Raw genomic sequence first — 11,995 nt, 5'->3', positions numbered from 1 at the left:
ACTTCCATTGTGGACGCTCCCTCTCTTACGGTGGCTGTCAAACACCACCATTCTGGCACATCGATGCCGTCGAGGGGGCGTCCACCCCATCACTATCGATGCAGAATAAGCGCCGCTCGTTCGCGATCCTTCACGCCCCCTCTGTCCTGCCGGACATCTCCCCCACAAGCGGGGAGACGGCAGCTTCGCCGTCCCGTCCGTGTTTCAGCGTTGGAGGTTGGCGAAAGCGCAAGATGACGGCCAAATTCCCCCCTCGTGGCCGAGATGCCCGGTAGGGCGGAGGGGGGCGCTGTCCCGCCGACGTCTCGCTATCCGGCTCAACTGGCCAGCGCCTGATCCAGATCCGCGATCAGATCGTCGCCATCCTCGATCCCGGCCGACAGCCTTACCAGCGAATCCGAAATCCCGATCTCGGCGCGTTTTTTCGCCGGGATCGAGCCGTGCGTCATCAGCGCCGGGTGCTCGATCAGGCTTTCGACGCCGCCGAGGCTTTCGGCCAGCGTGAACAGTTGCGTATGTTCGAGGAAGCGTTTGGTGCCGGCGAGGTCGCGGTCGAGCTCGACCGTGATCATGCCGCCGAAGGCGTGCATCTGCCGCCTGGCGATGGCGTGCTGCGGGTGGCTGGGCAGGCCGGGATAGATGACACGGCGGATGTCGGGACGGCTTTCCAGCCAGTGCGCGATCTTCTGGCCGTTCGACGAATGACGCTCCATCCTCAGCGCCAGCGTCTTCAGTCCGCGCAGCGCCAGGAAACTGTCGAACGGCCCGGAAATGGCGCCGATGGCGTTCTGCAGAAATTTCAGCCGGTCAGCGAGATCCTTGTTGTCGCCGACCACGGCGACGCCGCCGACCATGTCGGAATGGCCGTTGAGGTATTTTGTCGTCGAATGGACCACGATGTCGATGCCGAGCTCCAGCGGCCGCTGCAGATAGGGGCTGCAGAAAGTGTTGTCGGCGACTGAGAGCACGCCTTTGCGCCTGGCAAGTGCTGCGACGCCTTCGAGGTCGACGACACGCAGCAGCGGGTTGGTCGGCGTCTCGACCCAGAGCATTTTGGTTTCCGGGCGGATCGCCGCCTCGACCGCGGCAAGATCGGTGAAGTCAACGAAGTCGACCTGGAGGTTGGCGGAGCGCTTGCGCACCCGCTCGAGCAGCCGAAACGTGCCGCCATAGATGTCGTCGGTGGCGACGATGTGGGCGCCGGAATCGAGCAGTTCGAAAATAGTGGCGATCGCTGCCAGCCCCGAAGCGAAGGCGAAGGCGGCTGTGCCGCTTTCGAGATCGGCCACAGCGCGTTCGAAGGCGAAGCGGGTCGGGTTCTGGCTGCGGGCATATTCAAAGCCCTTGTGCACGCCCGGGCTCTGCTGACCGTAGGTCGAAGTGGCATAGATCGGTACCATCACCGCGCCCGTCGTCGGGTCGTGGCTCTGGCCGCCATGGATGGTGCGCGTCGAAAAGGCGAGGCGGTTTTTGCCCGATACGGTGGCTTTGACGGTCATCGGGCGCGCCTCAGATGGTTGATCAGGTCGATGCGTGTTATCAGCCCGATGAATTCGTCGCCGTCGAAGACGATGGCGACCTCGTTGCGATCAAACACCGGCAGCAACGCGTCCAGCGTCTGGCTGGCTTGCAGCGTGTGCAGGGTAGAGGTCATGGCCGTACTGACCGGAGCCTTGAAGCGGTCCCAGCGGCTGTCATAGGGGCCTTCGACCTTGGCGAGGATATCGCTTTCGTCGATGATGCCGACGAGCTTGCCCTCGTCCAGCACGGGCAGCTGCGAAACGTCCGAGCGGCGCATGCGGCCATAGGCGTTGAGCAGGCTTTCGTCCGGACCGACATACACGGTGTCACCGGTGCGGTGCGAACGCATCACCAGATCGCGCAAATCGCCATGCTGCTCCTGCTCGGCAAGGCCCTGCTCGGCCAGCCAGAAGTCGTCGAACACTTTCGACAGATACTTGTTGCCGCTGTCGCAGACGAAGGTGACGACGCGCTTCGGCACGGTCTGCTCGCGGCAATAGCGGAGCGCTGCCGAAAGCAGCGTGCCGGACGACGAGCCGGCGAGGATGCCTTCCTTCGAAAGCAGGTCGCGCACCGCCAGCATGCTCTGCTTGTCGGGGATGGAATAGGCCTTCCTGACCAGCGACAGATCGGCATTGGGCGGGACGAAATCCTCGCCGATGCCTTCGACGGTCCAGCTCCCGGCCTCTATCATCTTGCCGGTCTTGATCAACGGCGCCAGCACCGAGCCGACCGGATCGGCCAAAATCATCTCGGTCTTCGGCGAGACCTTTGCGAAATAGCGGCCAAGCCCGGTCAGCGTGCCGCCGGAGCCGACACCGACGACAACCGCATCTACGTCGCCTTCGAGCTGTTGGAAGATTTCCGGTCCGGTCGTGGTTTCATGAGCCAGCGGATTGGCCGGATTGGCAAACTGGTTGGCATAGAAGGCGCCGGGCAGCTCGGCGGCGATCTTTTCGGCCATGTCCTGATAATATTCGGCATGACCCTTGCCGACATCGGAACGCGTCATCCGCACCTCCGCGCCGAGCGCCCGCAAATGCTGGATTTTTTCGCGCGACATCTTGTCGGGGACGACCAGGATGATGCGGTAGCCCTTGGGAATGCCGACCTGAGCGAGACCAAGACCGGTGTTGCCGGCGGTCGCCTCCACAATCGTCCCGCCGCGCTTCAGTTTGCCCTGTTTTTCGGCGGCGGCAATCATCGACAGCGCGATGCGGTCCTTGATCGAGCCGCCGGGATTCTGGCTTTCGAGCTTGATGAACAGCCGGCACTTGCCGATGTCGAATTTGGTCAGCTCGACGACCGGCGTCTGCCCGATCAGGTCGAGAACCGAGGCATAGGGCGGGCGCAGGCGGGACGATGCATCGTCCGGTGCCACGATCTTGTGCTTGCTCATGTCAGATGCTCCGTTGCCAGAATGAGCAACCGCCCTGGAAGACGGCAACCTACCGTCTTTTCCAGCCGTTTGCAGTTGGAAAGAAGATAGATCGTGCCAATCCGGCCGCCAGCAGGGGAATGGAATTTCGCGAAAGCTTCGTCGGCCTGCAGGCAGGGGCAAAAGATTTGCAGAACCCGCTTAGGGTTCAGGCGATCGCGGCCTGAGCTTCGATCTCGATCAGAAAATCCGGATTGCCGAGGCCGGCGACGCGCAGCACCTTGATGATCGGCGGCGCGCCACGGTTTGCCCAGAACGCCATCCAGGCGCCGAAGGCCGGCCCTATGTCCAGGTCGCCGGCGATATAGACCGAGAGGCTGACGAGGTCTTCAGGCTTTGCCCCACCGGCTTCCAGCACCTTTGCCAGGTTGGAAAGCGCCTGAGCGGTCTGCGCAGGGAGATCGTCCCTGGCGACGGTCCGGCCTTGCGCGTCGACGCCATTCTGGCCGCCGACCAGCACGATGCGCGCGGATGCCGGCAGCGACACGCCTTGTGAATAGGCCGGATTGCTGTGCATGCCCTCGGGGTTCAGCCTTTCGATGGTCACCGCACTTTTTCCTCCTCTTCAGCAAAAATTATCCCGCGGCCGCCCATAGGATCAACGGCAATCGTGCGGGCGTTTCAACGCACCATCTCGTTCGTTGCGGCCGCCGATTCGGCCATGCTACCCGGCGCTGGGCGAACAGCAATACAAGGAACGGCCGATGAAGATTCTTGCCTATGACAATTTCAAGCCCGGCGTCACGCTCGACGATTTGCGGCCTTATCTGCGCGACGAAGTGTCGAATGTCTGGCGGCTCTGGAAGGCGGGGATCGTGCGCGAGAATTATGCGCGCGCCGATATTGGCGGCGTCATCATCGTCTTCGAGCTCGACAGCGTCGCGGAAGCGCGGCGCTACACCGAGGACTTCCCGCTGTCCAAGGCCGGGCTGCTAGAATGGCACTTCATCGCCTTCGACGCGCCATTGCCGCTGGAATTCCTGTTCGATCCGACGGTCGATATCGCCAAGCCATGGGACCGGACTGCGGCATGATCCGGTCGAGCGACGGGATCGAAATCCCGGCCAGCCTGGCTGAGTGGTGCGATCCGCGCCGCACGGCGCTGGTGGTCTACGACATGCAGGTCGGCATCTGTCGGCAGGTGGCCGGCGCCGCCACCCTCGTCGAGCGCACCGGCACGGTGCTGGAAGCGGCGCGCGGGGCCGGAATGCGGGTGGCGTTCACGCGCCACCTGTCGCTGCCGCGCAAATGGATGGGCGCGACGCAGCTGCGCACCGCCATGGCCTGGCAGCGGCGCGACAGCCCCGACACGGTCGAGCCGTGGTTCCTGCGCGACGCCGAAGCGACGCGGATCGTGCCCGAGCTGGACCCCCGCGCGGACGAGGCGGTATTCGACAAGCTCACGATGTCGGCGTTCGATTCCACCGCGCTCGGCTTTGCCTTGCGCGACTGCGGCGTGCGCACGATAGCGCTCGCTGGCATCGCCATGGAGATCGGCATCGAGCCGACCGTTCGCCAGGCGACCGACAATGGCTTTGTCGCCGTGGTAATCGAGGATGCCTGTGGCTTCGGCAACCGCGAAGCGCGCGACCGCTCGATGGCAACGCTACGCTTCCTCGGCGAAGCCGTCGTCACCGACATCGCAAGCTTCTGCAGCGCGCTTGCCGGCGCGGGTTGAGGGCAATCGGCTTGCCGCGCGACCCACCGTTTCACGGCAACGCCGAACCGCTCCATCGCTTTGTCTTCACACATTACGGACGGAAAACCGCTCCGCGCTTTTCCCGGAATTGATCTAGGTGGTGGCTGCGCTGTCGGTGCGAAAGCGCACGCCTTCGGCGCGACCGTGCACGCTGCCCCAGTCGTAGAGCGCCTGGAGCGCGGCGGCGAGATCTTCACCGCGCCCGGTCAAGGCGTAGCGCCCCTTGCCGTCGGGCGACGTCTGGAGCGTGACGAAGCCGATCTCGACAAGCTCGGCCAGGCGCTGCGTCAGCATCTTGTCCGAGAGTGAGGGAATCAGCCGGCGCAGGTCGGAATAGCGCATCGGCTGTTCCTTGATGCGCGCCAGGATCACCGTCTTCCATTTGCCCCCGAGCGCGTCGAGCGCGAACTCGACCGGACAGCCGTAGAGTCTTCCGCGTTGGGTCATGCGCCATGGTAGGCAAGGCACGGTGACGACGAAAGCAGAATTTGCCCGGCCATCTGGCCAGGGTCGCGGCTCACGGCCTCGCCGACTACAAAATCCATGGAGGAGAACGAAGACGAGCGTGCGCGACATCAATCCGGTCGATGCGAGACGGCCGAAACGTGTGGCGTCATCGCCTGGCTGTCTCGACCACCACAGGCTGCTGGTCGGCTCTGGTGGAGCGAGCTCCCGCACCCTGGTTCGCCTTCACCGAACGCGGCTATGCGGTCGAGATCTTTTCACCCGGCGACAGCGGTCTTGCATCCGAGATCGCGTCAAGACAGAGGCGGCCTCATCCGAGCAAGCGCTTGCTCAGCCGCGCGCACTGCACGCGAATATCGGGAATGGCGTCGATTTCGAAGAAGGTGCCGCGCGTCAGTGGACCGACGGCGAGGATATTGGCGAATACCGTGCCGTCGCCGGCGATGACCTCGCAGTTCGCGGTCACGTCGAGGCCGAGGCGCAGCGGATCCGGCCGTGCCAGCCCACGCTCGACCAGCGACCGCACCACGCTGTTCGAGGTGGTCGAGATGTCCCTGGCGATGCCTGTGCAATCATAGATGCGGGTGACGTCGAACCTTTCGAGCTGCTGCGTGTGGCGCGACTGGACCTGTAGGCTGAAGCCGTCGCCGGCGGCGATCTCAACGACGCGGCCGGCGACAAGGCGGATGCGGCCCGCTTGCACCGCCTCGGCAACGCGGGCGTAGACTTCCGGCGCCATGCGATGGCGGTGGATGTCCCACCAGGCCTTGGTGTGCTCGACGAAGCGGCGCTTGGCCGAGGACGGCCAGTTCTGCCAGATCTTCTGGTTGAAGGGTCTCAGACCGTCGACGACGTCGCGCCAGTCGATGCCGGCCTTCTGGTTTTCCCGGATCAGGTCGCGGAACCAGCCGACGAAATAGGAAAGCTGGGTGCCGAGCGGAATGTCGGCAACGTCGAGCTTGATCGGATTGCCCTTGCGATGCGGCGAAGGCAGCAGGCCGCGCCGCGACACCGCGACGATCGCGCCGCGGTGGCCGCGCTGCTCGAGCGACAGGAAGGCATCGACCATGCTCAAGCCGGTGCCCAGCACCAGGACTCGGGCTTCGGGGTCGAGCGCAGTGTCCGCCTCGGATCCCATCCTGATCGCATGCCCCTGCCCCGCCCCCGGCTCTTCGTCGTGGCCGGTGGCGAGCACGGCAAGATGCGCAACCACGCTGGTGCCGTTGGCCAGCGCCACTTCGACGCCTGACGCGGTCGGCGAGATCGACAGGCTCTCCTCGCGGATCAAGCGCAGCCGGCCCGTCTGCTGCTCACGCGCCTCGAGCTCGTCGAGCAACTCCTTGAGATAGCGGGCGTAGACGCTGCGCGGCGCATAGACCGGCGCCTGTTCCGGCGTTGCCAGGCCGCGTTCAAGCAGCCAGCGCGAGAAATTGCCGGGATCGTCGGCATAGGCGCTCATGCCCGACGCGCTGACATTCAGCACATGCGCCGACAGCAGCGTTGAATAGGCCATGCCTTGCCCAAAATGCGGGCGTTTTTCGATCAGGCTGACACGTAGATCGGGATTGGGCGACTTCAGCAGATGAGCGGCAAGCACGACACCGCTGGCGCCGCCGCCGACAATGATGATCGAACTTGGCGTAGCGCGCCCGGTCATGCGCACACCAGCTGTCCTGGCGATCGTCGCCGGCTCAGGAGAGATTGGTTCAGGCCTGGATTTTCAACGCCGCCGAAAAATCCTCGTCGCCGGCGATGTCGCGCATTTCCGCGAGGCTGCGCTGATCCAGCACCTCGGCGATGGCCTGCCGGACCTCCAGCATCAGGTGTCGGACTTGGCATGTCGCCTCGTTGCAGTCTTCGCAGCGCTGATACTGGGTGCGGCTGGCGCAAGGAATGGGGGCAAGCGGCCCGTCGAGCACGCGCACGACGTGGCCGACCTTGATCTCGTCCGCTGGGCGTGCCAGCCGGTAGCCGCCTTCCTTGCCCTTGCGGCTCTGAACGAAACCGGCATTGCGCAATTCGCCAAGGATGGCATCGAGGAACTTCTTCGGAATATTGTTTCCTGTGGCGATGTCGTTGACGAAGGCGAGCTGTCCAACCGGCAGGCGCGCCAGATGGACGAGCGCCTTGAGGCCGTATTTACCTTTTTTCGTGAGCATAACCCGCACGTTTCTCTGTCATGCGATGGCGCAAGGCCACCGGTTGCGAAACGCCTGGCGTGCCTCCCCGCCGCGTCCAAGCTGTCACTACAGATAAATTCTAGTGACATGATATACAAGCCGAGAAACGTTGATTTTGCTTCGTTTTCACGCCGCAATGGCCATTTTGGCCGGGGCTTGTGCTCTTGCGAGCACAGGAGCCACCGCGAATGACACACCGGCAAACTGGCCGGCGGCAGGAATGTCCCGATCGGCGAGAATACCAACAGCAGCTTCTGCCCCTGAATTTGAAGGCCAAAGCATGCCGCGCGCGGCAACAAGGAGGGTGGCGTCGCTCATCGTCCTCTCCAATCCTTCAATGTCGATAAGGATACTAGACTTAACCGCGAACACAGGGAACTTGTTTCCAATTTCTTGGCTATCCACAGTATGGATTTGCCGATGCAGGGCGAAAACGGGAAAATCCTTGTTGCGCGCGAGGACGACGTGGAAGAGGTTCCCGGGCAAGGACGATGGTTCTCACCCGAGCCGTCACCCAGAAGCGCGCGAACTGCCATAGCCAGATGACTTTTTCTAACAAGACCGCACCGATTGGAAGGATTTAACTCTACAAGAACTATAGAGTTAGATGACTATGAAACGCAATCCGGGTTTTCCTCGTTTCCAAGGAGCGTTTCATGTCCACCATTTCGCGACGTATCGTTCTCTTGTCCTCGGCGGCCTTGGCTGGCGCCGCCTTTCTCGGCCCAGCCGATGCGCAGGACCTCAAGATCACTATCGGCTACCAGACGGTCGTCGAGCCCTCGAAGGTGCCGCAGGCCGACGGCGCCTATGAGAGCGCGACCAAGGCGGCAATCGACTGGCGGAAATTCGATTCCGGCGCCGACGTGATCGCCGCCATCGCTTCCGGATCGGTCGACATTGGCTATGTCGGTTCGAGCCCGCTGGCGGCGGCGGCGAGCCGCGAGCTTCCAATCCAGACAATCTTCATTGTCGGGCTGATCGGCGAATCCGAGGCCCTTGTCGCCCGCAACGGCGCCGGCATCGAGAAGGCCGCCGACCTTGCCGGCAGGAAGGTGGCGGTGCCCTTCGTTTCGACGACGCATTACAGCCTGCTTGCCGCGCTGAAGCATGAGGGTGTCGACCCGAAGTCGATCGATATTCTCAATTTGCGGCCACCGGAGATCGCGGCGGCATGGGCGCGCGGCGACATCGACGCCGCCTATGTCTGGGATCCGGCACTCGGCCAGATCAAGACTTCGGGCAAGGTCGTGCTGGATTCCTCGCAGGTCGCCGCCTGGGGCGCGCCGACCTTCGACGCCTGGATCGTGCGCACCGACTTCGCCGAAAGGAACCCGGAAGCGGTGCGCGACTTCGTCAAAGTAACGGGCGCAGCCTATGCCGAGTTCCTGGCCAAGCCGGACGCCTGGTCGGTGACGTCGCCGCAAGCGGCCAAGATCGCCACGATCACCGGCGCCAAGCTGGAGGACGTGCCGCAACTATTGAGGGGCTATGTCTTCCCGACGCTCGAGGAGCAAGCCTCGGACAAGTTCCTCCGTGGCGGCACGGTCAAGGCGGTCGAGGCGACATCGGCCTTCCTCAAGGAGCAGGGCAAGATCGACGCCGTGCTGCCGGATTATTCGAAATACGTGTCGTCGAAATATGTCAGCGAAGCGCTTGCCTCGAACTGACGCCAACGCGCGCGGTTCTCCTTCCCTGACGCCGCGTGCTCCCTGCCCCGAACCGCTTGCGAGGAGCGGCTTCGGGGCAGACAGATTCGGAATATCGGCGAGGTTCCCATGACGCATCTCGTGCTCGACAAGGTCTCGGTCCACTATGACGGTCAGCCGGCGCCGGCGGTCGAAAATGTGTCGATTGAGATCGCCAAGGATGACTTCGTTGTCCTGGTCGGCCGCTCCGGCTGCGGCAAGACCTCGTTGCTCAACGTCGCTGCGGGCCTGGTCGAGCCTGTGCGCGGACGCGCCACGATTGGCGGCCGGCCGATCACGGCGCCAGGCTCTGACCGCGCCGTCGTGTTCCAGAACGACGCGCTGTTTCCGTGGCTGACCGCGCGGGAAAATGTCGCCTTTGCGCTCAGGCTGCGCGGTGTCAGGGCCGCGGAACGGGCGCGGACTGCCGACGACCTTCTGGCGCTGGTGAAACTCGACGGCGCCGGCGACAAGCGCATCTGGGAGCTTTCCGGCGGCATGCGCCAGCGGGTCGGCCTGGCCCGGGCGCTGGCGGCCGAGCCGCAATTCCTGCTGCTCGACGAGCCGCTGGGCGCGCTCGATGCGCTGACACGCGAACGCATGCAGACAACGCTGCTCGATCTGTGGACGGCAAGCCAGGTCGGCGTGCTGATGGTCACGCACGGCATCGAGGAAGCCCTGGTGCTGGCAACCCGTATCATTGTGCTCGCTCCCAGCCCTGGCCGGGTGGTGTGGAGCTTCGAGACCGGCTTCAGCCGGCGCTATGCAGCCGGCGAGGCCATTCGCAGCATCAAGGCCGATCCCGCCTTCGCCGCAGCGCGCGGCGAGCTGACCGACGCGATCTTCGAAGGGGAGGCAGCATGACCGTTACCTCCTATACCGAGCGGCCGCAGCGCAAGGTCGACGACGGAGCCGACGCGCTGTCGGTGCCATGGTCGCGGCCGCGGCCGAGACGCAGCCGCGTTTCGGCCCGCGTGGTTAGCGCGATCACCATTCTGATGATGCTGGCGGCGTGGACGGCATCGGCCCGCCTGCAATTGGTGTCGCCGGTTTTCCTGCCGTCGCCTGTGGCAGTCTGGAACAAATTTGTCGTCGTCGCCCGTGACGGCTTTGTCGACGCAACGCTGCTCCAGCATATCGCCGCCAGCCTGTGGCGGGTGTTTGCGGCGCTGGTCGCGGCCGTTTTCGTCGGCGTTCCCATCGGGCTGGCTATCGGCATCAGCACGATCGGGCGCGGCATCTTCGATCCGCTGCTCGAATTCCTGCGGCCGATCCCGCCGCTCGCCTATCTGCCGCTGATCATTATCTGGTTCGGCATTGGCGAGCCGTCCAAGATCCTGGTGATTGCCATTGCCATGCTGGCGCCGGTTGCGCTGTCGACGGCATCGGGTGTTCGCGGCGTCTCGCAGGAGCGCATCAATGCAGCGCGCTCGCTTGGCGCCACGCAGCGCCAGGTGATCAGGCACGTCATCCTGCCCAGCGCGCTGCCCTCGATCCTGACCGGTCTGCGCATCGCGCTTGGCGCCGGCTGGTCGACGCTGGTCGCCGCCGAGCTGGTGGCCGCGACGCGCGGGCTCGGATTCATGATCCAGTCCGCTGCCCAGTTCCTCGTCACCGACGTGGTGGTGATGGGCATACTGGTGATCGCGGCCATTGCCTTCGTCCTCGAATTCATCATCCGCAGGATCGAGCGGGTTCTCGTCCCGTGGGCGGGGCGGGAGTAACCGGACCGGAGACGTGACGATGCCCCATTCCACCGCTGTACTGTTTGCGCATTTCGGCCATTGGCTCCGCCTGATCAAGGCCGGAGACAAACAGCCGCCTGAAGACGAACGCAAAACGCCGACGCCGGTGCATCTGGACGCCGAGCGCAACCGCCTGCCGCCGCGCGACGAAAGTTTCTACTGGGGTTGGCAGTACTGGTCGCGGTGAGCGGCCGCCACGGGTCCGCTGTGTGCTGCTCCGGCGGGCGCTGTTCAACCACGCGAGCGGTTTGCCCAGGCCAGGCCGACCAAGCCAACCAGCGCGGTCACGATGCCGGCATAGAGCCATTGCGACTGGCCGGTCATGAAGCTGCCCTGGACCCAACCGATGCCTTGCAATGACCACAGCACGCCGATGGCGAGCACAATCAAGGCCAGCAGATTTTTGATCAATCTCATCGCTAGAACTCCCTTCCAAGTCGATCATCAGCCGCATTCCGGCCGAAATGGAACAGCTAAAAGAAGCAGCCCAATCACGCCAACTTCTACTTAGATGCTAACCTCTGATCCTGCGCAAGACATGCGGAGATCGGTGAAAAGATCATCAAGGAAGCTGTGCCGCGCTGCGGGAAATCTCTGACAAATTGTTTCGCGTCGACTCCAAACGTGTAACATTGCCATGGAACCGACAGATCATTGCCGCATTTGCTGCCTCATTCGTCCCTAACCGCTGCGGGTCTGTCAACGGAGCCAGTCCCCAACACATGAACAAAAGCAACCAGACCGCGCTTGTCGCGGCCACGATCGCGGCTGGCCTGATGGTCGGCGCATCCACTGCCAGCGCCGCCGCTCAGTGCGGCCGTGCGTCCTGGTACTCACTGCATTCCAGAACCGCTTCCGGCGAACGCATGAACCCGTCGGCGCTGACCGCCGCGCATCGCAGCCTGCCGTTCGGCACCAAGCTGAAGGTGACCAATCGCAACAATGGCCGCAGTGTCGTCGTGCGCATCAACGACCGCGGCCCGTTCATCAAGGGGCGGATGCTCGATCTGTCGAAGGGCGCCGCCAGTCAGCTTGGCTTCATCAGCTCGGGCCATACGGCTGTCTGCATGGCACGGGTCTAACGGCCGCGACGGCCGGACACCGCCTTCGACGCTCGTCGCCAATAGCCGTGCTGCCTGCCAGGCCTTCGCAGGTGCACATTGAGCCGGCTGTTGCCGTTCCAGGCGGATTCTCAACGCCTTGGACGAAAGAACGAGCCTAAATCACGCAAGTTGACGTATTGCATCGCAGCAGATTGT

The 11,995-nt window shown here is 63.8% G+C and carries 15 protein-coding genes; 7 read left to right on the top strand and 8 right to left on the bottom strand.

Annotation, left to right across the window (positions count from 1 at the left end; translation table 11 throughout):
• Positions 1 to 317: 317 nt before the first annotated feature.
• From NKH67_RS18715 to NKH67_RS18705, 3 genes are all read right to left on the bottom strand, one after another.
• Positions 318 to 1,499 (bottom strand): cystathionine gamma-synthase, encoded by a 1,182-nt coding sequence (locus NKH67_RS18715; RefSeq protein ID WP_352458589.1) that lies wholly within the window; start codon positions 1,497 to 1,499, stop codon positions 318 to 320.
• A complete protein-coding gene (locus NKH67_RS18710; RefSeq protein WP_352473972.1) occupies positions 1,496 to 2,920 on the bottom strand; it encodes a pyridoxal-phosphate dependent enzyme in 1,425 nt (474 codons plus the stop codon). The genes NKH67_RS18715 and NKH67_RS18710 overlap by 4 nt, the downstream gene beginning before the upstream one ends.
• A 187-nt stretch (positions 2,921 to 3,107) precedes the next feature.
• The gene (locus NKH67_RS18705) at positions 3,108 to 3,506 is read right to left on the bottom strand and encodes a RidA family protein (protein ID WP_352473973.1); all 399 of its coding nucleotides are present in this window, start codon (positions 3,504 to 3,506) and stop codon (positions 3,108 to 3,110) included.
• 157 nt (positions 3,507 to 3,663) lie between these two features.
• Between NKH67_RS18705 and NKH67_RS18700 the strand changes: the two genes are divergently transcribed.
• Both NKH67_RS18700 and NKH67_RS18695 read left to right on the top strand, forming a co-directional pair.
• Positions 3,664 to 3,993, top strand: a complete 330-nt coding sequence (locus NKH67_RS18700; protein WP_352458586.1) for a hypothetical protein — start codon at positions 3,664 to 3,666, stop codon at positions 3,991 to 3,993.
• Entirely contained in the window at positions 3,990 to 4,637 is a 648-nt protein-coding gene (locus NKH67_RS18695; RefSeq protein WP_352473974.1) for a cysteine hydrolase family protein, read from the top strand. The genes NKH67_RS18700 and NKH67_RS18695 overlap by 4 nt, the downstream gene beginning before the upstream one ends.
• 114 nt (positions 4,638 to 4,751) lie before the next feature.
• On the opposite strand, the gene NKH67_RS18690 is transcribed toward NKH67_RS18695, so the two are convergent.
• The 4 genes from NKH67_RS18690 to NKH67_RS18675 all read right to left on the bottom strand — a co-directional run bounded on the left by NKH67_RS18690 (position 4,752) and on the right by NKH67_RS18675 (position 7,621).
• Positions 4,752 to 5,105 carry a winged helix-turn-helix transcriptional regulator gene (locus tag NKH67_RS18690; RefSeq protein WP_352473975.1) on the bottom strand — a complete coding sequence of 118 codons (354 nt, stop codon included), beginning with the start codon at positions 5,103 to 5,105 and terminating at the stop codon, positions 4,752 to 4,754.
• Between the two features lie 328 nt (positions 5,106 to 5,433).
• On the bottom strand, positions 5,434 to 6,780 hold the full coding sequence (locus NKH67_RS18685; RefSeq protein ID WP_352473976.1) for an FAD/NAD(P)-binding protein: 1,347 nt from the start codon (positions 6,778 to 6,780) through the stop codon (positions 5,434 to 5,436).
• A 49-nt stretch (positions 6,781 to 6,829) separates the two neighbouring features.
• Complete coding sequence (locus NKH67_RS18680; RefSeq protein ID WP_023675902.1) at positions 6,830 to 7,282, bottom strand: RrF2 family transcriptional regulator; 453 nt, start codon at positions 7,280 to 7,282, stop codon at positions 6,830 to 6,832.
• 147 nt (positions 7,283 to 7,429) lie between these two features.
• Positions 7,430 to 7,621 carry a hypothetical protein gene (locus tag NKH67_RS18675; protein ID WP_352458582.1) on the bottom strand — a complete coding sequence of 64 codons (192 nt, stop codon included), beginning with the start codon at positions 7,619 to 7,621 and terminating at the stop codon, positions 7,430 to 7,432.
• A 338-nt stretch (positions 7,622 to 7,959) separates the two neighbouring features.
• On the opposite strand from NKH67_RS18675, the gene tauA reads away from it, so the two are divergent.
• The 4 genes from tauA (at position 7,960) to NKH67_RS18655 (ending at position 10,923) form a co-directional block, all read left to right on the top strand.
• Positions 7,960 to 8,973 (top strand): taurine ABC transporter substrate-binding protein, encoded by a 1,014-nt coding sequence (gene tauA / locus NKH67_RS18670; RefSeq protein WP_352473978.1) that lies wholly within the window; start codon positions 7,960 to 7,962, stop codon positions 8,971 to 8,973.
• 108 nt (positions 8,974 to 9,081) lie between these two features.
• A complete protein-coding gene (locus tag NKH67_RS18665) occupies positions 9,082 to 9,855 on the top strand; it encodes a taurine ABC transporter ATP-binding protein (protein WP_352473979.1) in 774 nt (257 codons plus the stop codon).
• Positions 9,852 to 10,715, top strand: coding sequence for an ABC transporter permease subunit (locus NKH67_RS18660; RefSeq protein ID WP_352473980.1), 864 nt, complete (start codon positions 9,852 to 9,854; stop codon positions 10,713 to 10,715). Before NKH67_RS18665 ends, NKH67_RS18660 begins: the two co-directional genes overlap by 4 nt.
• Positions 10,716 to 10,734: 19 nt before the next feature.
• Positions 10,735 to 10,923: a hypothetical protein gene (locus NKH67_RS18655; RefSeq protein ID WP_352473982.1), complete on the top strand. Its 189-nt coding sequence runs from the start codon at positions 10,735 to 10,737 to the stop codon at positions 10,921 to 10,923.
• Between the two features lie 44 nt (positions 10,924 to 10,967).
• Here NKH67_RS18655 and NKH67_RS18650 read toward each other — a convergent pair whose 3' ends face one another.
• The gene (locus NKH67_RS18650; RefSeq protein WP_352473983.1) at positions 10,968 to 11,153 is read right to left on the bottom strand and encodes a hypothetical protein; all 186 of its coding nucleotides are present in this window, start codon (positions 11,151 to 11,153) and stop codon (positions 10,968 to 10,970) included.
• A gap of 305 nt (positions 11,154 to 11,458) precedes the next feature.
• Here NKH67_RS18650 and NKH67_RS18645 point away from each other — a divergent pair, with 305 nt between their 5' ends.
• A complete protein-coding gene (locus NKH67_RS18645; RefSeq protein WP_352473985.1) occupies positions 11,459 to 11,818 on the top strand; it encodes a septal ring lytic transglycosylase RlpA family protein in 360 nt (119 codons plus the stop codon).
• Positions 11,819 to 11,995 lie beyond the last annotated feature (177 nt).

The organism is Mesorhizobium sp. M0968 (genome assembly GCF_040319065.1).
Classification (GTDB): Bacteria; Pseudomonadota; Alphaproteobacteria; order Rhizobiales; family Rhizobiaceae; genus Mesorhizobium.
Note: the sequence above shows the minus strand (reverse complement) of the source record. Positions and strands in the feature narration are given on the sequence as shown.